24 protein-coding genes and 1 tRNA gene are annotated in these 26339 nt (G+C 32.6%); 14 read left to right on the plus strand and 11 right to left on the minus strand.

Going from position 1 to position 26339, the window contains the following annotated elements:
* Nucleotides 1-16: 16 nt before the first annotated feature.
* The 9 genes from ACXGQW_RS03825 to ACXGQW_RS03865 all read left to right on the plus strand — a co-directional run bounded on the left by ACXGQW_RS03825 (nucleotide 17) and on the right by ACXGQW_RS03865 (nucleotide 11131).
* Entirely contained in the window at nucleotides 17-637 is a 621-nt protein-coding gene (locus ACXGQW_RS03825; RefSeq protein WP_457823777.1) for a bifunctional nuclease domain-containing protein, read from the plus strand.
* Between the two features lie 91 nt (nucleotides 638-728).
* A complete protein-coding gene (locus ACXGQW_RS03830; RefSeq protein ID WP_457823778.1) occupies nucleotides 729-1553 on the plus strand; it encodes a thymidylate synthase in 825 nt (274 codons plus the stop codon).
* A 76-nt stretch (nucleotides 1554-1629) separates the two neighbouring features.
* A complete protein-coding gene (locus ACXGQW_RS03835) occupies nucleotides 1630-2607 on the plus strand; it encodes a hypothetical protein (protein WP_457823779.1) in 978 nt (325 codons plus the stop codon).
* A 68-nt stretch (nucleotides 2608-2675) separates the two neighbouring features.
* Nucleotides 2676-3164: a dihydrofolate reductase gene (locus tag ACXGQW_RS03840; protein ID WP_457823780.1), complete on the plus strand. Its 489-nt coding sequence runs from the start codon at nucleotides 2676-2678 to the stop codon at nucleotides 3162-3164.
* Nucleotides 3161-5524, plus strand: a complete 2364-nt coding sequence (locus tag ACXGQW_RS03845) for a TonB-dependent receptor domain-containing protein (RefSeq protein WP_457823781.1) — start codon at nucleotides 3161-3163, stop codon at nucleotides 5522-5524. Before ACXGQW_RS03840 ends, ACXGQW_RS03845 begins: the two co-directional genes overlap by 4 nt.
* Before the next feature lie 136 nt (nucleotides 5525-5660).
* Nucleotides 5661-7571: a molecular chaperone HtpG gene (gene htpG, locus ACXGQW_RS03850; RefSeq protein WP_457823782.1), complete on the plus strand. Its 1911-nt coding sequence runs from the start codon at nucleotides 5661-5663 to the stop codon at nucleotides 7569-7571.
* A gap of 138 nt (nucleotides 7572-7709) precedes the next feature.
* A complete protein-coding gene (locus ACXGQW_RS03855; RefSeq protein WP_457823783.1) occupies nucleotides 7710-8519 on the plus strand; it encodes an HAD family hydrolase in 810 nt (269 codons plus the stop codon).
* A gap of 152 nt (nucleotides 8520-8671) precedes the next feature.
* Complete coding sequence (locus ACXGQW_RS03860; RefSeq protein ID WP_457823784.1) at nucleotides 8672-10378, plus strand: solute:sodium symporter family transporter; 1707 nt, start codon at nucleotides 8672-8674, stop codon at nucleotides 10376-10378.
* A gap of 72 nt (nucleotides 10379-10450) precedes the next feature.
* Nucleotides 10451-11131: a DUF4369 domain-containing protein gene (locus ACXGQW_RS03865; protein ID WP_457823785.1), complete on the plus strand. Its 681-nt coding sequence runs from the start codon at nucleotides 10451-10453 to the stop codon at nucleotides 11129-11131.
* On the opposite strand, the gene ACXGQW_RS03870 is transcribed toward ACXGQW_RS03865, so the two are convergent.
* Nucleotides 11121-11585, minus strand: a complete 465-nt coding sequence (locus ACXGQW_RS03870; RefSeq protein WP_457823786.1) for a PaaI family thioesterase — start codon at nucleotides 11583-11585, stop codon at nucleotides 11121-11123. The two genes, ACXGQW_RS03865 and ACXGQW_RS03870, sit on opposite strands and share 11 nt — an antisense overlap.
* A gap of 156 nt (nucleotides 11586-11741) precedes the next feature.
* A complete protein-coding gene (gene gldA / locus ACXGQW_RS03875; protein ID WP_457823787.1) occupies nucleotides 11742-12638 on the minus strand; it encodes a gliding motility-associated ABC transporter ATP-binding subunit GldA in 897 nt (298 codons plus the stop codon).
* 86 nt (nucleotides 12639-12724) lie between these two features.
* Here gldA and lipB point away from each other — a divergent pair, with 86 nt between their 5' ends.
* Complete coding sequence (gene lipB / locus ACXGQW_RS03880; protein ID WP_457823788.1) at nucleotides 12725-13426, plus strand: lipoyl(octanoyl) transferase LipB; 702 nt, start codon at nucleotides 12725-12727, stop codon at nucleotides 13424-13426.
* Here the strand turns inward: lipB and ACXGQW_RS03885 are convergent, their stop codons facing one another.
* Nucleotides 13427-14032 (minus strand): ribonuclease HII, encoded by a 606-nt coding sequence (locus ACXGQW_RS03885; protein WP_457823789.1) that lies wholly within the window; start codon nucleotides 14030-14032, stop codon nucleotides 13427-13429.
* 76 nt (nucleotides 14033-14108) lie between these two features.
* Here ACXGQW_RS03885 and ACXGQW_RS03890 point away from each other — a divergent pair, with 76 nt between their 5' ends.
* The 4 genes from ACXGQW_RS03890 (at nucleotide 14109) to ACXGQW_RS03905 (ending at nucleotide 19002) form a co-directional block, all read left to right on the plus strand.
* A complete protein-coding gene (locus ACXGQW_RS03890) occupies nucleotides 14109-16064 on the plus strand; it encodes a putative porin (protein ID WP_457823790.1) in 1956 nt (651 codons plus the stop codon).
* Nucleotides 16065-16144: 80 nt separating this feature from the next.
* Complete coding sequence (locus ACXGQW_RS03895; protein WP_457823791.1) at nucleotides 16145-16885, plus strand: WbqC family protein; 741 nt, start codon at nucleotides 16145-16147, stop codon at nucleotides 16883-16885.
* Nucleotides 16886-16887: 2 nt separating this feature from the next.
* Nucleotides 16888-18111 (plus strand): hypothetical protein, encoded by a 1224-nt coding sequence (locus tag ACXGQW_RS03900; protein WP_457823792.1) that lies wholly within the window; start codon nucleotides 16888-16890, stop codon nucleotides 18109-18111.
* 72 nt (nucleotides 18112-18183) lie between these two features.
* Nucleotides 18184-19002: a TauD/TfdA family dioxygenase gene (locus tag ACXGQW_RS03905; protein WP_457823793.1), complete on the plus strand. Its 819-nt coding sequence runs from the start codon at nucleotides 18184-18186 to the stop codon at nucleotides 19000-19002.
* Here ACXGQW_RS03905 and ACXGQW_RS03910 read toward each other — a convergent pair.
* The 8 genes from ACXGQW_RS03910 to ACXGQW_RS03945 form a co-directional block, all read right to left on the minus strand.
* A complete protein-coding gene (locus tag ACXGQW_RS03910) occupies nucleotides 18999-20525 on the minus strand; it encodes a hypothetical protein (protein ID WP_457823794.1) in 1527 nt (508 codons plus the stop codon). The two genes, ACXGQW_RS03905 and ACXGQW_RS03910, sit on opposite strands and share 4 nt — an antisense overlap.
* Before the next feature lies 1 nt (nucleotide 20526).
* Entirely contained in the window at nucleotides 20527-20979 is a 453-nt protein-coding gene (gene dtd, locus ACXGQW_RS03915) for a D-aminoacyl-tRNA deacylase (protein WP_457823795.1), read from the minus strand.
* Nucleotides 20980-21918, minus strand: a complete 939-nt coding sequence (rsgA, locus tag ACXGQW_RS03920; RefSeq protein ID WP_457823796.1) for a ribosome small subunit-dependent GTPase A — start codon at nucleotides 21916-21918, stop codon at nucleotides 20980-20982.
* Nucleotides 21919-22025: 107 nt separating this feature from the next.
* Nucleotides 22026-23108, minus strand: coding sequence for a chorismate mutase (locus ACXGQW_RS03925; protein WP_457823797.1), 1083 nt, complete (start codon nucleotides 23106-23108; stop codon nucleotides 22026-22028).
* Between the two features lie 19 nt (nucleotides 23109-23127).
* Nucleotides 23128-23976, minus strand: coding sequence for a prephenate dehydrogenase (locus ACXGQW_RS03930; RefSeq protein WP_457823798.1), 849 nt, complete (start codon nucleotides 23974-23976; stop codon nucleotides 23128-23130).
* Between the two features lie 3 nt (nucleotides 23977-23979).
* Nucleotides 23980-25128, minus strand: a complete 1149-nt coding sequence (locus tag ACXGQW_RS03935) for a pyridoxal phosphate-dependent aminotransferase (protein WP_457824187.1) — start codon at nucleotides 25126-25128, stop codon at nucleotides 23980-23982.
* Between the two features lie 2 nt (nucleotides 25129-25130).
* Nucleotides 25131-25946, minus strand: coding sequence for a prephenate dehydratase (locus tag ACXGQW_RS03940; protein ID WP_457823799.1), 816 nt, complete (start codon nucleotides 25944-25946; stop codon nucleotides 25131-25133).
* Between the two features lie 233 nt (nucleotides 25947-26179).
* Nucleotides 26180-26253, minus strand: a tRNA-Thr gene (locus ACXGQW_RS03945).
* Between the last annotated feature and the right edge of the window lie 86 nt (nucleotides 26254-26339).

A 26339-nucleotide genomic window follows, 5' to 3' on the forward strand; every position in this document is an offset into this window, starting at 1 on the left:
TTGCTAAAAAGTAAGAATGAGTTTAGTACAATTAGATATACGTGGTATTTCATATAGCCAAACACAAACTGGAGCTTATGCGCTTGTGTTAAATGAAGTTGATGGAGAAAGAACATTACCTATAGTTATTGGTGCTTTTGAAGCGCAATCTATAGCAATTGCTTTGGAAAGTGAAATAACACCGCCTAGACCCTTAACTCATGACTTATTTAAAACTTTTGCAGAATCTTATGGTGTTTTTGTAAAAAAAATCATCATTCATAAATTAGTAGATGGAGTGTTTTACTCCACCATGATTTGTGACAAAGATGGAGAGGAAAAAACCTTTGATGCTAGAACGTCCGACTCAATAGCACTTGCTATAAGGTTTAACGCCCCTATTTATACTTATCAAAGTATTTTGGAAAAAGCAGGAATTATTTTAAAACAAGAAGATTTTGTTGAAAATGATGAGGTAGAATCTGATGAGGCGGAAGAAGATTTAAGCGATTTTGCAAACAACGCTATTGCTCAAGACAACGCTATAGATTATCAAAAAATATCTACCTCAGAGCTTGAAGAAAAACTTCAGAAAGCTATAGAAAAAGAGGATTATGAAGTTGCTGCAGAAATTAGAGACGAACTCAACAAAAGATAGACTTGTTAACAACTATTTTTAAAAAACAGAAAAGTCGGTACATATGCGTATCGACTTTTTTTTAATTTTACGATATACTAGAGCCAATAAAATGAAGCAATATTTAGATTTTATCAGACATATTAAAGAGAACGGTGTTCAAAAAGGAGATCGAACAGGAACTGGAACAAAAAGTGTTTTTGGTTACCAAATGCGATTTGACTTGTCTGAGGGTTTCCCTATGGTTACAACTAAAAAACTTCATTTAAAATCTATTATTCACGAACTTTTATGGTTTCTAAAAGGAGATACTAACATTGCTTATTTGCAAGAAAACAAGGTAAAAATTTGGGATGCTTGGGCAGATGAAAATGGAAATCTTGGACCTGTGTATGGTCAGCAGTGGAGAAATTACAACAATGAGGGAATCGATCAGATTAAAGAGGTTATAGAAACTATTAAAACCAATCCGAATAGTAGGAGAATGTTGATTTCTGCATGGAATCCCTGCGTGCTACCTGACACTTCTATCTCTTTCTCAGAAAACGTAGCTAACAACAAAGCTGCTTTGCCTCCTTGCCATGCTTTTTTTCAATTTTATGTTGCTGATGGAAAATTATCGTGTCAACTCTATCAAAGGAGTGCAGATGCTTTTTTAGGAGTTCCTTTTAACATTGCCTCTTACGCTTTATTAGTGTTAATGATTGCACAAGTTACCAACTTAAAACCTGGAGATTTTGTACATACATTTGGAGATGCACATATTTATAACAATCATTTTGAACAGATAGATTTACAACTATCTAGGGAGCCAAAACCGTTACCACAGATGATTTTGAATCCTGAAATCAAAAATATTTTTGACTTTACTTACAAAGATTTTAGCCTGATAAACTACAATCCGCACCCAGGAATTAAAGGTGCTGTATCGGTCTAATACTTCATTTTTAATACTTTATGACTCAATAATAGCACTTTAAACTATTTTTAACTAAGTTTGTACAAAAAATAAAGTGCCTAAACATTGTTTAACACATATATTTATAGTTGCTATTTTTATATCTTGTAAAACTAAACAACATGTTTTTGTTTTCCCCAGCGAAACTCAAAACATCTCTTCGGCACTATATGTAAATAATGATGTAGACAAATTCAATAAGCTAGAAAACAGGATCGTTAGAAAAGCCGAATCGGAAACATCATACAATAACCCTATTACCCTCCATTTTAAAAAGCATATTTCCAAAAGAGACTTAGAACAAGTTGAGTTTAGCGAATGGAGAAAAAATGTTTATCTTGAGTTTACGGTGGACAATAATCATGAATTACTGGATTTGCACACAAACAGTAAAAGCAAAAAACTAGACAGTAAACTTAAAAAGGTTTTTGAAGATTTTAACCTTAAGTTAGTTACCCACAACAAGTTTAATCCTTTGTACAGGTACACTGTAGTTATCATTCAAAACATTAACAATAAAGCTGTTATTAAATGTAATAGCAAAGCTATTGGTTATATTCCCCCTATTTTTTCTGATTGTGGAAAAACTAATAGTTATAAAGCCTTAAACAGATGTAACTATCTTTATATTACAGAATATTTATACAATCATGTAGATATTTCTTTGGTTGATGAAATGGATATTGAAAATAATCATCAAATATACCCCAAGCTAATTATTGATAAAAAGGGAAATATTGTTGCTGCCAAAGTAGAATCTCAGAACAAACAATTCCTAGAATCGTACTATCAAGCTATTATGAGTATGCCAAAGGCCACTCAACCTGCTATGTTTAACGAAATAAATGAATACTACGGTTATAATCTTCCTACGAGTATCACCAACATCATCAACAACAATTCAGACTTTAAGGCTTATTACGACAACGTTACTGTTGATTACGTGAACGCAAAAAAAATGATGAAACACTACGTTCAGCAACTACATTACAATAAATTGGCAAGCCATAAACATCAGATTAATTATAAATAAGTTGATTTTTACCTTTGCGGTAAATTATGTAAAAAACACCTTATATTGCGGGTCATTAAAGTATTAGAATGATTACACTTATTGCTGCTATAGGACAACAAAATGAACTCGGTAAAGACAACGATTTGATTTGGCATTTACCCGCTGATTTAAAAAGATTTAAAAAAGTTACTTCTGGTCATTACATTATTATGGGAAGAAACACTTATGAATCTATAGGTAAACCTTTACCTAATAGAACAAGTGTTATTATTACTCGCAATAAAAACTATAAAGCTGATGGATGTATTGTTGTTAACTCCTTATCCCAAGCCTTAGACAAACTACCCAAAGACCAAAATGCCTTTATTATTGGAGGTGCACAAATTTACAACGAGGCTATAAACATAGTAGATGTTCTAGATATTTGCGAGGTACATCATACTTTTGATGCAGATGTTTATTTTCCTGAGATTGATAAAAGTATATGGATAGAATCCGAAAGAGAAAAATTTATGTCGGATGACAAGCATCAGTATGACTATAGCTTTGTAAAATATACTAAAAAGCAGTCATGAGATACTTGATACTTATTGTACTATTCACCCAAATTGGTTTTACGCAAACTCGCGAATATTTTATTACAGGAGCTGTTCAAAGTAAAGAAACAAATGAGTCCATTCCGTTTGTCACTGTTACCGTACAAAATAAACAACAGTCGAAATCTACTATTGCAGACGAAAACGGAAAGTTTGTTATAGAAAAGTTAAAATATAAAGAGTATTTATTATTAATTGAAGCCATTGGATACAAAACGTACAGAAGACCTATTCGATTTGAGAATAACAACTACTTAGACCTAAAAACCATATCTCTAGATGAAGAAGCTCAAGCTTTGGATGCTGTAGTCATAAGAGCTGAAACCTCTTCTATCAAACAAAAAATTGATAGGGTTGTTATTAGTGTAGGTAAAGATTTAACCAGTGTGGGTACTGATGCAGCTAGCGTGCTAAACAATGTTCAGTCTGTTTCGGTAGATCAGCAAACAGGAGAATTGTCTTTACGAGGCAACACCAATGTGAAAGTATTAATTGATGGTAAACCCACCAACATTCCCACAGACCAACTATTACAGCAGTTGCCTGCTAATGCTATTAAAAATATCGAATTAATTACCAATCCATCGGCCAAATACAACCCCGAAGGAAATAGCGGAATCATTAATATAGAATTGGTAAAAAACACCAATACAGGCTTTAACGGAACTGCCAATACCTCTACTACTTTTGGTAGAAATGTTAGAGGTAACCATGGTTTAAATCTTAATTTTAAAAAGGAAAATATCAATTGGTACGCTAATTATAGTTTTAGGGGTGGTAAGAGTGATATTTTGGGTTCTTTGACAAGACCCAATAATGTTCAAGAAACTTTTGGTGTTAACGATCGAAAAAATCAGCTACTCAAATTAGGGGCAGATGTTGACTTGAATAAAAAAACGAGTATTTCTTTGTTTACCATTCAGAATTTTAACAGACTAAAATATACGAATACAACAGAAATCAACACACTTCCTGAAAGGGATCTAATCAACAACAGCGTATTTTTTATTGATAGATCTCCAAGAAATCAAACATACGATGCTAGTCTTCATCATTATTTTGATAAAAAGAAGCACACTTTAGATTTTGGGATTACATTCAACACCAGAAAATCTCCTGAAGAAAGTACAACTGAAGATTTTGTAAATCCTAGCGATTTAACCAACAATTTTGAGGAAGATATTAATGAGAAATCCCAAAGAGTTTTAATTAATTTGGATTATAGCAAACCAATTAATGAGAATATTTCTTTGGAGATGGGTTTAGAATATAGAACTTTTGATCAAGAAAAACTAAATAACTCTACGCAAAGAACCGAGAGTAATGACCTAATAGGACTGTCTGATTTTGAATTTGATAGAGACATTTATTCTGCTTATTTTAGTTATAGACATCAGATAAATCAATTGGGTTTGCAAATTGGACTAAGAGCAGAATCTTATAATTTGGATGCTTCTTTTTTTTCTGAACTAGAAAATAAAACTACTCCTGTAGAAGATAAAAAAAACTCTTTATATCCATCTGTATTCCTAACCTATCAACTTTCAAGTAAAAATCAGCTTCAAGCTAGTTATTCACGTCGCGTAGATAGACCATCACCGAAACAACTAACCCCTATTAGAACATGGGGAACTCCTCTTTTGACTTCGAGAGGAAATCCTGATTTGGAACAACAATTCACCAATTCTTTTGAATTAAAATATAATCGTGATTTGAGTAATGGAAATTTTTCTATCACGGGGTTTTATAGAATTATCAACAACTTTATCAGTAGATCTTTAAGTAGAGATGCCTTGTTAACAGAACGTATCATTTTATCTTATGACAATTTTGACACTACAGATAATTATGGATTAGAATTGGCCGCCTATTTAAAATTTAACAAATGGTGGAGATTGAACGGAAGCACCGATATTTATCTACAAAACCAGCAGGGAATTGTGAACAATATTCCTGTTGAAGTGCAAAACACTCTTTTTAATTTTAGAGTTAGCAATACCTTAAAATTAACAGACAAACTCAATTTTCAGATCACCAATTTGTATAGAGGTAGAGATAAAAACGTGCAGCGAGAGAGGCAAGCTATGTTTCTCATGAATCTAGGATCTAGCTACAAAGTTTTAAACAATAACGGAACAGTAAGCATCAATTTTTCGGATGTATTTAATACGTTTAGGGCTCGTTTTAACGTAGAAAATCCTATCGAACAAAAAGGTGTTTTTAATTGGGAAAGCCAAAATGTTAGTATCGGATTCACATATAACTTCGGTAAAAAATTTAAGACTCGTAAAAAACGTAGACCTTCTGAGGACAGAGAAGTGGGTGGAGATGTGTTTTAATTCATTAGCAACACATTTTACGCAACCGTGACGATTTATACACCTTTATGTCATCGTGTCATAAAATTTCTTTTGGTATTCTATTTGACTGTAGAGTACGTATAAAATCAAAACATACTAATAAAACATAAATATTATGGCAAAAGGAAACATTAATGTATCGGTAGAAAATATCTTTCCATTAATTAAAAAGTTCTTATACTCTGATCACGAAATATTTTTGCGTGAGTTGATCTCTAATGGAACAGATGCTACATTAAAACTACAACACTTAATTACTATTGGAGAAGCTGCTGGTGTAGAGCTAGGAGATGCTAAACTGGAAGTAAAGATTGATAAAGAAGCTAAAAAACTTCATATCATCGATCAAGGTTTGGGAATGACAGAAGATGAGGTTGAAAAGTATATCAACCAAATTGCATTTTCTGGTGCTGAAGAATTTATTGAAAAATATAAAGATAAGGTAGAAGATTCTGGAATTATTGGACATTTCGGTTTAGGGTTTTATTCTGCATTCATGGTTGCAGAAAAAGTAGAATTAATCACCAAATCTTACAAAGATGCTCCTGCTGTAAAGTGGTCTTGTGACGGTTCTCCTAACTATGAATTAGAAGAGGTTGAAAAGACAGAAAGAGGAACAGAAATTATTTTACACATTGCTGAGGATTCTTTAGACTTTTTAGAAGAATCTAAAATCTCTGAATTGTTAACGAAGTACAATCGTTTTAACCAAGTGCCAATTAAGTTTGGAACTAAAAAAGTTAACGATCCTGATTTTGAACCGAAGGTGGTAAAAAAAGAGGATGGTACGGAAGAAAAAGAACCACACCAACAAATTGATGTTGACAATATTATTAACAACACTGAACCTGCTTGGACAAAGAAACCATCTGACTTAGAAGCAGATGATTACAAAAACTTCTACAGAGAATTGTACCCAATGCAATTCGAAGAGCCTTTATTTAACATTCACTTAAATGTAGATTATCCATTTAACTTAACAGGAATTTTATACTTCCCTAAGTTGTCTAAAAATATGGACTTGCAAAAGGACAAAATCCAATTGTATCAAAACCAAGTTTTTGTAACGGATAACGTAGAAGGAATTGTACCGGACTTTTTACAGATGTTAAAAGGTGTGATTGATTCTCCAGACATTCCATTAAACGTATCTCGTTCGTACTTACAGGCAGATGGAGCCGTAAAGAAAATTTCTGGTTACATCACCAAAAAAATTGCTGACAAGTTAAGTTCTATTTACAAAAAAGACAGAGAAGCTTTTGAAGGTTATTGGGATGATATCAAAGTAATTATTGAGTATGGAATGTTATCGGACGAAAAGTTTTTCGATAAAGCTAAAAAGTTCGCTTTATACCCAACCACAGATGGTAACTACTTAACTATTGATGAAATTAAGGAGCAATTTAAAGATGCTCAAACAGATAAGGACGGTAAGTTAGTGGTATTATATGCTGCTAATAAAGAAGCGCAACACGGATTTATTCAATCTGCAAATAATAAAGGATACAAAGTATTGTTGTTAGATTCTCCAATCGTGGCTCACCTAATTCAAAAATTAGAGCAAACAAACGAGAATGTAACTTTTGTTCGTGTTGATGCCGACCATGTTGACAACTTAATCAAAAAAGACGAGGAAGTAATTTCTAAGTTATCTGACGAAGAAAAAGAAACTTTAAAACCTATCATTGAGGCTTCTGTTCCTAAAGAAAACTACACAGTACAATTAGAGGCAATGGATTCTAACGCATCCCCTTTTACCATTACTGTACCAGAATTTATGCGTAGAATGAAAGAAATGAGCGCAACTGGTGGTGGTGGAATGTTTGGAATGGATAATATGCCAGAAATGTACAACTTGGTGGTGAATACCAACAACGCATTAATTTCTGATATTTTAAATGCTGATGAAGACAAGCAAAAAGGATTAATCTCTCAGGCTTTTGATTTAGCTAAATTGTCTCAAAACTTGTTACATGGTGAGGATTTAACAAACTTCATCAAACGTAGTTATGATATGATTAAATAATTATTTTTTAACCAAAAGATCTTAAAACAGCTAATGTTACTTAAAACATTAGCTGTTTTTTTATGCTGATTATTTAATTAATGGCATATAAACAAGTCTAATCGCTTACTTTTGTAATCATCATCCTAAAAACTTATCATGAGTATTAAAATAGCTTTTACAGACATTGATGGAACTTTATTAAATTCGGAAAGAGAGGTTTCTACCATGTTAAAAGAACAAGTAAATAGAATCACCAAAGAAGGAGTTCCATTTATCTTAATATCATCCAGAATGCCCGCTGCCATGACTCATCTTCAAAAAGATTTGAATATTGAGGGACTTCCTTTAATTTGTTACAACGGAGGTTTGGTTATTGTTGATGGAGAAATTGTGGATGATATTTTTATAGCTCCCACAATTCTTGAAGATATTGCTGACTTGAATAAAGACAACAATTTTCACATCAGTCTTTATAATAATGATGATTGGTACGTTCCTACTATGGATTTTTGGGCCAAAAGAGAAGAGAACAACACCAAAGTGACTCCAATTGTAAAACCTACACAAGAGGTTATTAAACTTTGGATGGATGAACAAAAAGGAGCACACAAGGTGATGTGCATGGGAGATAAAGAACATATTGATTATGTATATTCAGAGCTTGGTAAGCTACATGGAGATAAACTACATTTATATCGATCTAAGGACACCTATTTAGAGATTGCCAACAAAAACATTTCCAAACTTACAGGAATAGAAGAGTTATTGGCTTGTAAATATCCTCAATTAACGCTAGAAAATTGCATTGCGTTCGGAGACAATTATAACGACATTGAAATGTTAAAAGCTGCAAAAATTGGCGTAGCGGTAGCCAACGCAAAAGAAGAGGTGTTGTTGATTGCTGATGCGGTATCCGATATTAACAAAAAAGACGGGGTTGCTAAGGCCATTTTAAAGTTCATTTAACACGGTTTTTGTATCTACAAGTGTACACAAAAGTTGTATATCGTTAATAATTTAACTAGATGTATAAAAATTTAATTTTATCGCATTAAAATAGCCTTAAAATTACTAATTTGTGGCTCGTTAAAAATTAACTTAATTAAATACTTAAATATATGATTTTATCAATAGCTTCATTTCTTGGCTTTACCCTATTAGTAGCCTTGATAGCTTGGCTAGCCACTAGAAAAAATGTTAATTCTTCAGACGGGTACTTTCTAGGAGGAAGAAGTTTAACTGGACCTGTAATTGCAGGATCGTTATTATTAACAAACCTTTCTACAGAACAAATTGTTGGACTTAACGGAGCTGCCTTTGAAGAAGGAGTGGTTGTAATGGCATGGGAAACCCTTGCTGCTATTGCCATGGTACTTACCGCGATGTTTTTATTACCTAGATACTTAAAGGGAGGGATTACTACAGTACCTCAGTTTTTAGAAACTAGATATGATAAAATGACCAAAACGTGGGTGTCTGCCTTATTCCTTTCAGGATACGTGTTTATCTTATTACCTATCGTTCTTTACTCTGGAGCTTTGGCTGTAAATACTATGTTTGATGTACCCCAAGCTTTAGGTTTGGTAATTCCTGCGGATGTTGCTAACACGTTAAGTGCAGTTGAGTTGGCTGAGTTACAAAGAGAATATGACTTTATGGCTTTATGGCCAACAGTTTTTGCTATCGGATTTATCGGTGTTATCTATGCAGTTTTTGGTGGATTAAAAGCAGTAGCTGTTTCCGATTCTATCAATGCAATAGGATTGTTGATTGGTGGTTTGGCTATTCCAGTGTTTGGATTGTTAGCAATTGGAGGAGGTTCTATTGGAACTGGTATCTCTAATCTTGCGACTGAATTCCCTGGAAAATTTAACGCTATTGGAGACTCTAATGCATCTGTACCATTTGCTACTATTTTTACAGGTTTAATGTTGGTACAAATGTTTTACTGGGGAACCAACCAAGCTATTATTCAAAGAGCTTTAGGAGCTAAAAACTTAGCAGAAGGACAAAAAGGATTGTTAATTGCTTCTTTCTTAAAAATATTAGGACCGTTGATGTTAGTATTACCTGGTATTATTGCTTTTTACATGTCTCAACACCCTGAATCTTTTGAATATTTTGCAGGAGGTAACGGTATTTTAAAAGATCAAGCTTATCCATTGTTGGTAAAGCAAGTGTTGCCAGCGAGTATGGTAGGATTCTTTGCTGCTGTATTGTTCGGAGCTATTTTAAGTTCTTTTAACGGAGCTTTAAACTCATCAGTAACTATTTTTGGTTTAGATATTTATAAAGCTCACATTAACACAGAAGCTTCTGAATCTAAAGTAGTTAAAGTTGGTCAAACGTTTGGAATCTTTTTAGCTATTGGTGGTGCTTGTATTGCTCCATTTTTAATTTATGCTAAAGGAGGTTTATTTAACTATTTACAAGAAATTAACGGATGTTACTCTATTCCAATTTTTACAATTATTATTGTAGGATACACTACTAAGCGTGTTCCTGCTATCGCTGCCAAAATTGGATTGGTTTCTGGAGTTGTTTTATATGCAATTAGCCAATTTGTAATCAAACCGATTGTAATAGACAATGGAGGTACTTACCCTCATTTCTTACATGTTGTTGCTATCTTATTTGTTTTAAATGCAGTAATTATGTTAATTATTGGTAAGTTAAAACCAAGCGAAGTAGATTTTGTACAACAATATACAGAGCAAGTAGACATTACTCCTTGGAAATATTTAAAGCCTGTAAGTATTGTAGTAACTATTGTTGTAGTTCTTACTTATGCATACTTTAGTCCACTAGGAAACTTCTTAAGATAAACCTTAAGTTCAAACTAATATAACTTGTAACCCCACTACTAAAGTAGTGGGGTTATTTATGAAATCTTGTTTATGAAAAATTACATTTGGATACTTCTCGTTGCTGTATTGATCGTTAGCTGTTCTCAATCTAACCAGCACAATTTTACGGTTAACTGCTATATTAAAGGACTAAAAAAGGGGACTATCTATCTAGAAAAGATAGAAAACGGTACATTGGTGGTTGTCGATTCAATTTTTATTAACAATGCTACCGAAAACATAACGTTTAACAACCGAATACAAGAACCTGAAATATTTATTTTGTCATTAGAAAAATCTAATTCTAAGCAAGTTTCTTTTTTTGGAGAATCAGGCACTATTAACGTTACCACAGAGCTGAAAAATTTTTATACCAAAGCAAAAATAACAGGGTCTGAAACGCAAGTCTTATTGGAAAAGCACGATGAATATGTCAAAAAATTCAACGACAAAAATCTCGACCTGATTAAATTACAATTTGAAGCGGAAAAACAAAACGATACTGAAACATCTGAAAGTATTGAATTTGAACGCAATCAAAATTTGAAAAAATCTTACTTATTTTCTGCTAATTATGCTATTGCGCACAAAGACAAAGTTATTGCACCTTTTATTGCTTATTCAAGAATGCCCAAGGCTACCAAATCATTAAAATCAAAAATTTACGATGCATTAGCTTTGGATATTAAAGAAAGTAAATATGGAAAACTTCTAAAGGAGTCTATTTATTAATTTTTTTTACCTTAATACTCCATGTAAATTCAAATTTGGCAACTTCATCTCCTTCATCGTCTACACCTATTGAAATCAGTTTAAATGATTCACCTTGCTTGGTTAAAAGAGCTCTATGTACACATTCATCTATATTTTTAAACTCATCGCAAGTAAAGAATATCTTTCCCACAGCTTTTTTATAAAAATCAGCTTTCATCCCTACAACCAACGTTGAAAAAGACATATTAGTTTGATGTGTTTTCCTTAAAACCAAAGCCCCCGTAGACAACTCTGCAGCCATCGCTAAAACGGCAAAATAGATAGATTTGAAAGGGTTTTTGTTAAACCAAGTGAGTTTTACTGTAGTAATACATCGTTCATTATTAAGATCATTTATTTTAACACCACAAATAAATGCAGAGGGTAACTTAAATTTTAAAAATCTATTGAATTGATTTGCTGATAAGTTCATGTAAATCTATTTGTAGTAGATAAGATACATAAATTAACTTGTAAAAACATGTGTGCGTGAATCTAAAAAGAAAGTGAGCCGAGAGTGACTTTGTAAGTAAAAACTATGGGTGACTATATTACCATCTATATCTCATTATTTGTTTCATCAAATTAGTTAATGAGATGTATACTCTTTAAATAGCGTTTCTAGATTTTTATTTTTGGTATTCATTTGTAAAATTCTTAACCCTTGTTCTTGGGCAAAATCAAAAATCAAAGAACGCTTATCTTCACCGCTATCAAAAACAAATTCCCATTGATTGTCATGGTAATTATTATAGGACTTTAAACCCCATATTTTTTCTACGAACTGAGTTTCAATTTTAAAATCAAATTCAACATCTATCACTTGTTCTTCTCCTGATTTTAATTCCGATAAGTTGGCATCTACCTTTAAGTTTCCTTTGTTGATAATAATAACTCTATCACAAACGGCTTCTACTTCTTGCATAATATGAGTAGAAAATAGTACTGTTTTATCTTTTCCCAATTCTTTGATTAAAGCTCTAATTTCTAAAATTTGATTGGGGTCTAATCCTGTAGTAGGTTCGTCTAAAATCAAAACCCGTGGATTGTGAATTAAAGCGGCACTCAACCCTACTCTTTGCTGATATCCTTTAGATAATTGATTTATTTTCTTGTGGCATTCAGGAGTTAAACCTGTTTTTTCAATCACGTTTTCTATCTGAGAGTTATCAACACCATGTACACTTGCAATAAATCTCAAATACTCTTTAACATACATATCCTTGTACAAAGGATTGTGCTCAGGTAAATATCCAATATTTTTATTTGTTTGTTTTTGATTAGATACAACTTTGTCTCCACACACAAACAACTCTCCTTTGGTAGGTAAAACATATCCTGTTAACATCTTTATTAAAGTAGATTTACCCGCTCCGTTAGGGCCTAAAAAACCAACAATTTCCCCCTTGCTAATCTCAAGATTAAGATGATTGACAGCTGTTTGATTTTTGTACTTTTTAGTTACGCTAACAACTTTAATAGACATTTTGTATTATTTTTTTGATTGATAAAGGTAATAATTCTACAAAATTCCATGTAAATATTCCAACGAATATTCAGTAATTTGCAAAGATGAAAAGCAAAAAAGTTTTCTACCAAAATATTGGTGTTAAAGGCTATAAGGAAACGTGGGATTACCAAGATCAATTGTTTCAAGAAATTATCCAAACAAAAATGGACAATCGAAAAAGTGGCTCCACCATCCAAACCAAAAGTCATTTTTTATTTGTAGAGCATCCTCACGTGTATACACTTGGCAAAAGTGGTGATATTTCTAATTTACTTTTGACAGAAAAACAATTAGAAGCGAAGGGAGCTACCTTCTATAAAAGTAACCGAGGTGGAGATGTTACCTATCATGGACCTGGTCAAATTGTAGGTTACCCTATTCTAGACTTAGATAACTTTTTTACGGATATCCATAAATACCTTCGTTTTTTAGAAGAAGCCATTATTCTTACCCTTGCTGAATACGGTATTAAATCCGAAAGAAGTAAAGGTGAAACGGGAGTTTGGTTAGATGCGGGTACTCCTTTTGCAAGAAAAATTTGCGCGATGGGTGTGCGCAGTAGTCGATGGGTTACTATGCATGGTTTTGCGTTAAACGTAAATGTAGATTTAGGTTATTTTGATAACATTATTCCATGTGGCATTAAAGGCAAAGCAGTAGCCTCTATGGAAGCTGAACTCGGAAAAAAAGTAGACTTAAAAGAGGTACAAGAAAAATTATTACGTCACTTAGGCAATCTTTTTGAATGGGAATTGGCTAGATAATTATCTAAATAATTCTAATTGTTCGTCGGGCAATAATTTAAAAGTTTGCCTATGGTAAACACAACTTCCTTTTTCTTTGATGCCATTCCTATGCTCTTTAGTGGGATATCCTTTGTTTTTTTTCCAATTGTAATGAGGAAATTCTAAATGAATTTTTTCCATATACAGATCTCGATATGTTTTAGCAAGTACAGATGCTGCTGCTATAGATAAATATTTACCATCCCCCTTAACAATCGTTTCACTAGGTACATCGTTGTAAGGTCTAAACTTATTTCCATCAACAATAATAAAGTTAGGTTTAACTTTTAACTGATCTAAGGAGCGATGCATAGCGGTGATAGATGCTTGTAAAATATTGATTTTGTCAATTTCTTGCTCATCAACAAAAGCTACCCCAAAAGCAATAGCTTCTTTTTCTATAATGGGTAAAAGAAATTTACGTTGTTTTTCTGTCAATTTTTTTGAATCGTTTAATAAAGGACAGGTAAAATTGCTAGGTAAAATAACAGCTGCTGCTACCACAGGGCCTGCTAAGCAACCTCTTCCCGCCTCATCTGTTCCAGCTTCTTTTTTTTTGCCAGAGAAATTAATTTTTAACGCCATGTTTTTAATTCAGTCACTCAATAATACTCAAACTAATTCGTTTAAAAAAATTACCTTTGCTCTGCAATTATTCAACATGAAAAAAAGTCTATTACTTATTGTTCTATTTAGCTCCTTTTGTACCATTTTTTCACAGGAAAAAGTAAAGGTAATTGAAGAAAATATTGTTACTGAAAATGAATCTAAGGATACAACAATACCTTTAGATAGTATTAGAAACCTTTACGGTGCTAGGTATGTAGATTATAAAACAATAACTTACGAGTACGACACCATACAAATTGACACCACCTTAACTATTGAGAAATATTTTAGACAAAATTATATACAAAAAGACGATTTTGAGTTGCTCGCTTTTGCCAATCCTGGACAAACGTATAACAAACTAGCCTATAGTTTTGTTAACAATCAACTGACACCTAAATTTGGAGTAACTGCTAAGCAATATAATTTTTATGAGGTTGATGATGTAGACTATTATCATGTGCCTACACCCACGACTATTCTGTTTTATAATTCTGGAATTGATGGTCAGGTGTTAAACAGTACGTTTACTACCAATTTTGGAAAATCTCAAAATTTTTCCATTGCCTATAAAGGGATGAGGTCTATTGGAGATTTTCAAAATTCTAGAGCTAGTCACGTAAATTTTAGGACTACCTATAGTTATTACAATCCTAAAAAAAGATATCAATTCAGAACTCACATAGTTTCTCAAGAAATAGATCATTTAGAAAACGGAGGAATCACAGATCAAGCTATTGCAGAATTTAGAGATGACAACGACCAAATAAGTGCGAGAGGTAGAATTAACGTCAACTTAAATGATTCAGAAAGCATCCTTAAATCGGTGAGATACTATTATGAACACGAATTACGATTACTAAATAGTAAAGATAGTTTAAAACAAAAATTAACAAATTTAAAAGTGGGTCATTCCATTAGTCATACTTTGAGTAAGTACAAATTCAACTCTAGTGATACACAGTATTTTATTGACAACCCTGATATATTTGGAACTGCTCTTAACACCACTACACGAGATAGAACAGAATTAAACAGTACTAAAAACAAATTGTATTTAAAATTTAATTCTCCTTGGATTCTGGGAGATTTTAAGATTTTTACTGCGTTCGAAAAAATTGATCAGCAGTATATCACTTCTAAAACTGTAGGTACAAGATTTGTCCCTAAGGAAAACGAAACTGACTATACTTCTTTTGGAGCCAGATGGAATAGCGAATACAAAGGAATATTTTTAAATGCATTTGCTGAACAACTTGTTACAGGTAATAATTTGGGAAGCAACCTCAACATTATCGCAGGTTTTAAGTTAAACAATGAAATTTCCGCAACTACAGGAATTCAGTTAAAATCTTCTGCTCCAAACAATATTAATAATTTTTATCAGTCTAACTTTAGCAATTTGAACTGGAACAATAACTTTAACAACGAAGTTTACAGAACTCTATATGGTCATCTTAAGACTCCGTGGTTTAAAGCTGATTTATTTCTTCATCAGATAGAAAACTACACCTATTTTAATAGTAGAAGCGTTTCTAGCCAATATAATCAAACCATAGATTATATAAAGTTAAAATTTAGCAATCAACTTAAATTAAAGAATTTCTATCTCAACAATACAGTAATGTTTCAGAAAGTTGGACAAGGAAATGAAGTTTTAAGAGTTCCAGAAATTGTAACTAGAAATACTTTTTACTATCAAAACTACCTTTTCAAAGGAGACCCTTTACTAGCACAAATCGGATTTACTTTTAAGTATTTTTCGAAATACTTAGCCAATAGCTTTAATCCTGTTTTAAATGAATTTTATCTCCAAAACAACACTAAAATTGGTGATTACCCTTCTTTTGATGTATTTGTAAATGGCGAAGTTAGACGTACAAGAATTTATTTTAAGGTAGAAAACATAACTGCTAGCTTTACAGGTAGAGATTATTTTGTAACCGAAAATCAACCTGCTAAAGATTTGACTATTAGATTAGGAGTTGTTTGGAATTTTTGGAACTAAACACTTTAAAAACATTACATTTGTAAATAAAAATTGCCGATAAATTAAATGAATCAAAATAATGATAATTTTATTTCAGAATGAAGGCAGCAATTATGCAACCCTACTTTTTTCCTTATGTAGGTTATTTCCAGCTTATTGATTCGGTAGACACTTTTATTATATATGAGTACGTTACTTTTCGAAAAAAATCGTGGATAACACGAAATAGAATTTTAGACAAAGGTAAAAATGAACCCGTTTTTATTAACATCCCTATTCAAAAACAAAGCTCAAACAAACTAATAAAAGATGTTGACATTGACTACAGTATAGATTGGAAAAAAAAACTATTGAATATTATATTTTTCAACTACAAGAAAGCGAAACATTTTGACGAAATATATTCTTTCATAGAAAAATTACTTGACGAAGATGTTAAGGACCTCCATACTTTTAATGCTAAAAAAATTATCCAAATTTGTAATTTGTTAAATATCAAAACTAAAATCATATTCGATAATTCACATACCTCTTCTATTGAAGAAGAGATTCAACCTGAGTTTTTAGCAAAAAATGAAAACACAATGTCTGAAAGGGTTGTTAAATTATGTGAGAAGCATTTTGCCAACACTTATATAAATCCAGTTGGCGGACAAGAATTGTATTACAAAGATTACTTCAAAGAAAAAAACCTCAATTTATTTTTCGTAGATACTGGTAAAGTAGAATACCCACAATTTACAGAACCTCATACTCCATATTTATCAATCATAGATATGTTGATGCACAAGGGGATTGATGGCACAAAACAAATGATTAAAAGTTATAAACTCATCTAAAAATGACTGAATCGGCATTAAAAAAATCTGTCAATCAATTTATTAGTGAAAAAACCAGTTATTTTAAACAATGGATGTTTGACGAGCCTCTATTAATTGGTAAACAGCACCATAAAGACTTAAAAAGGCTTCAGAAAATAATGCATTCTCTGATTGTTGAATTCATAACATCTTACGAAAAGTACAAATACTTAATGCCTGTTGATAGTAAAACTGAAAGTATTATTACTAAGTTTAATACCAAACCCTATAGAGTCGGTACCTATAGGACAGATTTTGTTTTTGACAAAAACAATCAAGTTAAATTAATTGAAATCACCTGTAGATTTGCATTTAACGGTATATTCTCTGCGGCCTTAATGAACAAAGCCGCAGACGATTACAGGCAAAATCACATTCCTAATTTGAAAACAGAAAATATATATGACAATATATACAAGCACATATTATCTTACATAGGAAATAGCAAATCTATTTACATATTGAAGGGCGATGATATTAGGAATGAATCTAAAATTTACGTTGATATTTTTAAAAGAATGAAATACGAAGTTGTAGAAGTTAATTACAAAGATTTAGAAAACAACCTCTATTTAATGAAAGACAGCTTAGTAATAAGTGAACTTTCTTTTGACGAAATTCATTCATTTTCAGATGATTTAATCACTCAACTAGTATCCTTAAACATTATTAATGATTTTAGAACTGTCTTTTTAGTTCACGATAAAAGATTCTTTTCTGTTTTAGGTAAAGAAATATTGTTGGATAATACGCTAAATAAAGAAGATGTCAACTTTTTTAAGAAATACTATATTCCATCAATTAATGCTGATGAAAATGTTGAAGTATGGAAACGAGCTAAGTTTGAAAAAGACAAATGGATTTTAAAACACAGAGCTCTTGGTAAAAGTCAAGAAATTTATGCAGGAATTGTAACAGACGAAAAAATATGGTACAACCTTTTTGACAAATCTGATTTGAAAGATATGGTTTTACAAGAATGGATTCCTCAAAAAACTATTGAAGGAAGTATTGGAGAAAAGAAATACAAGGATTATATAACCGGTACCTTGTTGTTTTTTGACGATAATTATTACGGTCATGGAGAATTTAGAACTTCTTCATTTCCCGTCACTAATAAAGTAGATCATAGAAAAGCTGTACATCTTATTTTATCAGATGAAGACAATACTGAAATTAATCAGTTTAAAAATTATATTCAATAGTAACCTAAAAAAATAGACTCATATAGGCTAAGCCTTAGTAGTTTATTCTACGTAGAATCAAAAAACTTATTTATGACTCATCAAAAAATAATCCAGGCCAATTACATAGATTGTAGATCTTACAAAAACTTAAAAGATTTATCTGTTAAAATCTCTCAAGACCTAGAAAATGTAGGTTACGTAATTGTAAAAGATTTTTATATTGATGTTAATAATATAGAAGAATCTAAGCAAAAATATTTGGAAATATCTGAGTTGATTGGTAAACCTGTTGGTCACGATGCCAACAATAAAATAATCTGGGATATAAAATCTAATCCTGAATCAGTTAGCTTTATTAAAACGTATTCAGAACATAGTCATGAAGCCGAACTACATACTGACAGCCAGTACAGTAGTTATCCCGAAGATTTTTTTGGTCTACTTACTCTAAAAAAAGCAAACTGTGGTGGTGGAGTATCATATCTACTAACCCTTAAAGATGTACTAGATGACCTGAGATCTTTAGAGAATGGTTTTGAAATAGAAAAAACGCTGAGAACCACTAATTTTCCCTTCATTGTTCCTAATGTATTTAAGAAAACAAAAAATGAAGGACATGAGTTTAATTACGGTCCTATCCTGAGAGATAATGAAATTAGATTTAGAATAGACACCTTTGAAAAAGCTATCATACAAAGAAGTGATTTATGTAATAATGAACAAATCAGCGCATATAAAGTGTTAAAAGAAATAATTCTTAACAACTCTAAAACCTTAAATCTTTACTTGGAACCTAAGGATCTGATATACATTAACAACAAAACTATGTTACACGGTAGAGGAGAATTTACAGACAATGATCGTCATCTTTTAAGAATACGAATGAACAAGTTCTCTTATAGTTCTTAATTATTTATTACCAGTTGATGAATATTCAATTTCACTCCTATATCTAGTAATATTGGCGTAAAATTTCCATTGAGAACGGGTCTAACTTGTCCTGCGTTGGCTATCAAACTCCATCGCTGATTTATTTTTTTGTCTATCCCAAAACTGTATTGATAAGCTAAGCCACTTCCTAGATTGATTCCTCCTCCGCCTCCAGCTCCAATCCATATTTTTGCATTTAAACCCATGTTATTTTTGGAAAAAAAAGTTTGTTTTAACCCTAACCATCCCTCTGCATAAGCTCCATAACTTCCTTGGTATGCCCAAACTGTAGCTGCTAGTAAACTCGTTTTTTTATATACTTTCTTGCTAAGTTCAAATCCTATCAAATTAAAAATTGCATCGTAATTTCTATCATTTTTATCTAATTCCAAATCGTCTAAAAAATAAGATCGGTTAAAAACAGAAAAGTTAAAACCCTCTTCTTTGAACTCATCAGCGACCACAACTTCCTTCAAATTACTAGAGCTATTTCTATACATTTTAAAAGTTTTGCCTAGAGAAACATCCAAATGATTCGATTTAAAATTACCATTGGGAGCGTAAGTATTCCCTCCACTAACTTCTAAATAATAGTCTTTTAATTTAAACGCCAAGCCTGCCTGTATCTGGGTAGCTAGTCCACCCCCAAAATCTACATCACCTCCGCCAGCTCCACCAGCCAATGCACTAGCGTTGAGATATAGCCAGTGAGTAATTGGTACTTGATACCCTAACCCAGATAATAGCATCATAAAACCATCAACTCCTCCTGTAAAAGCTCCACCTAATTTTAAAACACCAAAAACAGATTTTTTTTGATGAGTCTTTAAAGTTAGGCCTACCAATGAAATCACGCTAGGATTTCCTGTATTATCAGGTCTCAAAGGTCCTTTTCTAAAGTTGAATAAATTCAGTGATGAAGCAGACAACTCCATGTTACTAAAATACGAGTTACTTGAATAGTTAGATTGGCTATCGTTCAGCTCACTCACAAAATAAGTATTCGTTTTTATCACAGCTCCAATATTTACATTGAAACTGTTGATAGCCCCACTAGGAAAAGTAATACCCGAAACTCCCGTTCTCAAAGCTATGTTTTTAGAGAGATCTATTTGAAAGTCTAAATGTGGTCTTATCATTAAACCACCTCCATCTGGAGCACCACTACCTCCACCTCCACCTAAGTAAAGTCCTAAATCATACGAAAACCAATCTTTATATATACTTTTTTGAATTCCAGTCGATACTCCAAACACAATAAAACCCGACCTAATACCTGTTAAAGCAGAGTATGCATTAACCCCAAAGTATACTGATTTAAATTTAGGTATCAAGCCAAAAACCTCATAGCCATGTCCCAAAAAACCAATATCTGGTTCGTTATGCATATTGATAAATTCCCCTGAAATTCTAACCCTTGAAGGTAATTTTTCTATCTCAAATATATTTTGTGCATTCGCTAGTGAAGTGAGTAATAATAGTAACAAATAATAATTCCTCATTTTACTCTCTATTTTTAGAATCCATTAGTAGCGTAACAGGGCCATCGTTTATTAATTCAACTTGCATATTTGCTCCAAATTCTCCCGATTGAATTTCTTTACCTAGATAAAACGATAACCTCTCTTTAAACAATTCGTACAAAGGAATAGCCACCTCTGATTTGGCAGCTTTTACGTAACTAGGTCTATTTCCTTTTTTTATTTGTGCATGTAAAGTAAACTGGCTTACCACCAAAACATCTCCAACAATGTCTTGTACAGAAAGATTCATCTTACCTTCATCATCTTGAAAAATTCTAAGCTTAACCATTTTTTGACATAACCAATCAATGTCTTCTTCGGTATCTCCCAAAACTATGCCTACCAGTAATAGCAAACCTTTAGAAATACTAGCTACCTGCTTGTTACTAATTGTTACAGAGGCTTTATTTACTTTTTGAACAACTACCCTCATCTATTTATAATTGTCTTGTCTATAATGTTCCTCTTCTTCTTTTAACAATTGTAGATAGCTTTCGTATCTCGTTTCTGAAATCTTACCCGAAGCTAAAGCTTCTTTTACAGCACATTTAGGTTCATCTACGTGTGTGCAATTGTTAAACTTACATTCGGACTTTAGTTTAAACAACTCTGGAAAGTAGTCGGTTACTTGATACTTATCAAAATCTACAACGCCAAAACCTCTGATTCCTGGAGTATCTATAATATAACCCCCAAAAGATAGAGGGTGCATTTCTGCAAAAGTTGTAGTATGTTGCCCTTGCTGATGTTGTTCGGAAATCTCTTTTGTTTTTAAATTTAATGAAGGTTCCAAAGCATTCACTAAAGTGGACTTACCTACTCCTGAATGACCAGCAAATAGGCTTACCTTGTCTTTCATTAACTCCTTTACAAAATCTAAATTAGTCTGCTGTTTCGCTGAAATATCTATGCATTGGTAACCTATATTGGTATAAATATATTTGAAAGCTTCTCTGTACTCGTCCATTTCCTCATCATGAGTGTCAATTTTATTGAACAACAATATGGACTTGATACTGTAAGCTTCCGCAGTTGCTAAAAAGCGATCTATGAATGTGGTTGACGTTTCAGGATTGTGCAGTGTTACTACCAAAAAAGCAATATCAATGTTAGAAGCTATAATGTGCGTTTGTTTAGAAAGATTAACCGACTTACGGACAATTACGTTTTTTCTATCTTCAATTTCTCTAACGACACCTGTATCCTTGTTGGGCTCTAAGTCAAAAACCACAACATCACCCACCGCTAAAGGATTGGTACTTTTGATTCCCTTCATTCTAAATTTCCCAGGAATTCTACACTGGTAAATTTCTCCTTCTTCGGTTCTTACTGAATACCAACTCCCTGTAGATTTTATAACAACTCCATTCATATGGTAAAAATAGTTTATCGCGATTGTTTATACTAAAGTAAGCCACAAAAAAAAGAGAAACAGTTAAAACTGTTTCTCTTTTTATCTATATCAGGTTGTATTTCTAATTATTTAGATGTTACAATTGCTTCTTGTTTGTTGATAGACTCCTGGTGAATTGCTTTGAATACTGCTTCTACAAAATCTTCACTTAATCCAGATTTGCTACCTGTAGCTACCATCGTTTTTAAAATTTCTCCCCAACGACTATCTTGTAATACTGATATATTTTGAGCTTTTTTAACTTCCCCAATCTGTTCAGCAACTTTCATTCGCTCTGCCAACGTATCAATAATATGATTATCGATTACATCAATCTCTGCTCTTAATTCCTCTAATTTATTTAGTGCTTCTCCTTCTGCTTTGGGTTTACGAACTTTTAAATCGTTCATAATTTCTACCAAACGATCCGGAGTAATTTGCTGTGCAGCATCAGACCAAGCATCATCTGGAGTGATGTGAGTCTCAATCATCAATCCTTCGAAATTTAAATCTAAAGCAATTTGAGAAATTTCTTGGATTCCTGTTCTATTTCCACAAATGTGAGAAGGGTCGTTGATAATTGGCAAGTCTGGGAATTGACGTTTTAATTCAATTGGTAACTGCCATTGAGGTACGTTTCTGTAACGAGTTTTCTTATAAGAAGAAAAACCTCTATGGATAACTCCTAAATTCTTAATATTTGCTTTGTACAAACGTTCAACTCCTCCTAACCACAAAGCTAAATCTGGGTTGATTGGATTTTTAATTAAAACAATTTTATCTGTTCCTTCTAGAGCATCTGCCACTTCTTGAACCGCAAATGGGTTTACGGTGGTACGAGCTCCTAACCATAAAATATCAACATCAGCCTCTAAAGCTAATTTTACGTGAGCTACATTAGCAACCTCTACTGCTGTTAATAAACCTGTTTGTTCTTTAACTTTCTTTAACCATGGCAAAGCTACAGCACCAACACCTTCAAAACCTCCTGGTCTTGTTCTTGGTTTCCATACACCTGCTCTAAAAACTGTAGCATCTGTATTTTTTAGCTCATGTGCTATTTTTAATACTTGCTCTTCAGTTTCTGCACTACATGGTCCAGCAATTACTAACGGATGATCTAAATTCATATCATCCAACCACTTTCTAAATTCTTTGTTATTTTCCATCTTAGTAATTATATACTTTTTATTTTTGAATTCCTTTTAATACGTCTTTAATATGGTTTGTCTCTTTCATAGATCGACGCAAACCTGCACTATTTTCTTCTGTTATTAAATTCTTAAACGTTATCAAATTATCAATATACTCGTTTAAAGAAGTTAAAATATTCTCTTTATTCTCTATAAAAATTGGAGACCACATATTGGGAGAACTTTTTGCTAATCTTACAGTAGATTCAAAACCAGAACCTGCCATATCAAAAATATTCTTCTCATTTTTTTCTATCTCCAATACTGTTTTCCCTAACATAAATGAGCTTATATGTGATAGATGAGACACATAAGCAATATGCTTGTCATGCTCCTTACTATCCATAAAAATAGTTCTCATTTGCAAAGCTTCAAATATCTCCAAAACTTTGGCAATAGCAATTTTACTACTCAGATGTTGATCGCAAATAATATTAACTTTATGATCGAACAAGTTGTACACTGCTGCTTCTGGCCCAGAGTGCTCTGTACCGGCTATGGGATGAACGGCCACAAAATTAGTCCTTTTTTCGTGATTTTCAACTGTTTTACATAGTTTCTCTTTGGTAGAGCCCATATCAAACACTATTGCATCATCTTTTATAAAATTTAACACCTCAATAGCCAGTTTTGACAAGTGATTTACCGGTACGGCCAATACCACAATATCACTCTCTCTTACTTCATCGATATCAATAATACAGTCAATAATACCCAATTCCAAAGCCTTTTGGGCGTGCTGAAGGTTTGCATCTATACCATTAACAGTGCAATGCAAGCGTTTTTTTAGCTCTAAAGCTAAAGAACCTCCTATCAAACCCAAACCTATAACTGTAACCAACATAAATTACGATTGAACTCTTTTTAAAACCTCTTTTAAATTTTCTTCTGAAACGCAAAGTGATAGTCTTATATACCCCTCACCGTTACTACCAAATATAGTTCCGGGAGTAATAAATACGTTTTTATCATACAACAATCTATCTGTCATTTGCTCCGAACTTATTTCCTTAGGTAACTTTGCCCAAACAAACATTCCAACATGACTTTGATCGTAGACGCAATTTAAACTGTCTAATATTTTATATACTAGCTCTCTTCTTCTTTTGTAATGACTGTTTACATTGGCAAACCAATCTTTAGACAATTTTAAAGCTTCTATAGCTCCTTTCTGAATTCCTAAAAACATTCCAGAATCCATATTGCTTTTTACCTTTAAAATTTCCTTTAAATAGTCCGAAGCACCTACGAACATTCCAACTCTCCAACCTGCCATGTTGAAACTCTTACTCATGGAATTTAGCTCCAAAGCCACTTCTTTAGCTCCCTTGTAGTTCAGGATACTTTGCGGAGCATTATTTAATATAAAACTGTACGGATTATCGTTTACTAGAAGAATTTTATGCCTTTTCGCAAAAGTAATCAAATCATTATACATTTTATCTTTAGCCGACGCTCCTGTGGGCATATGTGGGTAATTGACCCACATTATTTTAACTTTAGACAAATCTAAATTTTCTAGCGCTTTAAAATCTGGCTGCCAATCATTACTTTCTAACAAGTCGTAAAATACGGGTTCCGCTCCTACTAGTTTTGTCACGGAAGTATATGTTGGATAACCTGGATTTGGAATTAAGACCTGATCTCCTTTATTTAAAAAGGCCATAGAGACATGCATAATTCCTTCTTTAGACCCCATTAAAGGTAAAATTTCAGAATCTGCATCTAGATTTACATCAAAATGTGATTGGTAAAAAGAACCCATGGCTTGTCTCAATTCAGGAATTCCCTGATAACCTTGATAGGCATGAGCCATATTTTTGTCCAATGTGTTAGCAAGTGCCTTTTTTACAGCAGTATCAGGATCTAAATCAGGACTACCAATCCCTAGACTTATGATTGGTTTTCCTTGAGCTTTAAGATTAGCGACTTCTCTCAATTTTTTTGAGAAATAATATTCTTTTACCTCCTTTAATCTATCTGCAGTTGAAACAATCATTATTTATTGTCTTTATATTCTCCTAAAATTTTTAAACTAGACACTTTATGCCTTATATCTACCATCGCATTTTTATACTCTTGATAATCATCAAAAATTAAATCAGCAAAAAAGGCATATTCCCAAGGTCTATCGATAATGGGCAAAGATTGAATTTTAGATAAATTGACCTTGTGGTCGGCAAGTACCATTAGTACTTCTCCCAAACTTCCACTCTTATCTTTTAACACAAATTTTAGTGATGCTTTAGTTGCCTTTGTGTTTAACGATTTTTCTTTGCGCTGAACGATGACAAAGCGGGTATAGTTTTTTTTGATGGTTTGTATCTGCTCTGCAACCAAATTCAATTCATAAATTTCAGCTGCTCTGTTACTCGCTATCGCACCTATCTTTTTTAGCTGATTCTCTTGAATTCTTTTAGCAACATCAGCAGTATCAACATCTTCTATTAACTTTATGTGCGGGTAATCTTTGAAAAAACTTCTACACTGCAACAAGGCCATAGGGTGTGAATGTACTTTTTTGATATCTTCAATCCCCTGTCCGTTCAAAGCCATTAAATTCTGATGAATTTCCAAATAATATTCACCTACAATAGTCAGATCTGATTCGTCAATCAATGTGTAATTTGGAATGATAGCTCCAGCAATAGAATTTTCTATAGCCATTACTGCATAATCTGCTTGACCACTGAGAATAACATCTGGCATTTCAGCAAAAGTCATACATTCGACCAATTCTATATCAGAACCGAAATAATTTTCTGCTACTATGTGATGGAACGATCCTTTAATTCCCTGAATGGCTATTTTCATAATTTTTACGACAAAAAAAAGCCTCGATATGATCGAGACTTTTTTTTATGCTTTATATTTTTATTAACACAAGAAAAGTCTCTCTTTCTTAAAAAAGAAAAAGAAATAAAATCCATAAGTGTTAAATAATTTCATATATCGTTTTATAACGTACAACAAATGTATTATTTTTTTTTGTTTTGACAATTTTTTTTTAAAACAAAAAAAAGAGACAACGAAAGTTGTCTCTTTTGAGCCGATAATAGGACTCGAACCTACGACCTGCTGATTACAAATCAGCTGCTCTAGCCAGCTGAGCTATATCGGCGTTGCGGGTGCAAATATAGGCACATATTGTAATTACGCAAAACTTTTTTTATGTTTTTTTAGGCACTGTACAAAGCATAAAAAAAC

It is taken from the genome of Wenyingzhuangia sp. IMCC45533 (assembly GCF_054111225.1).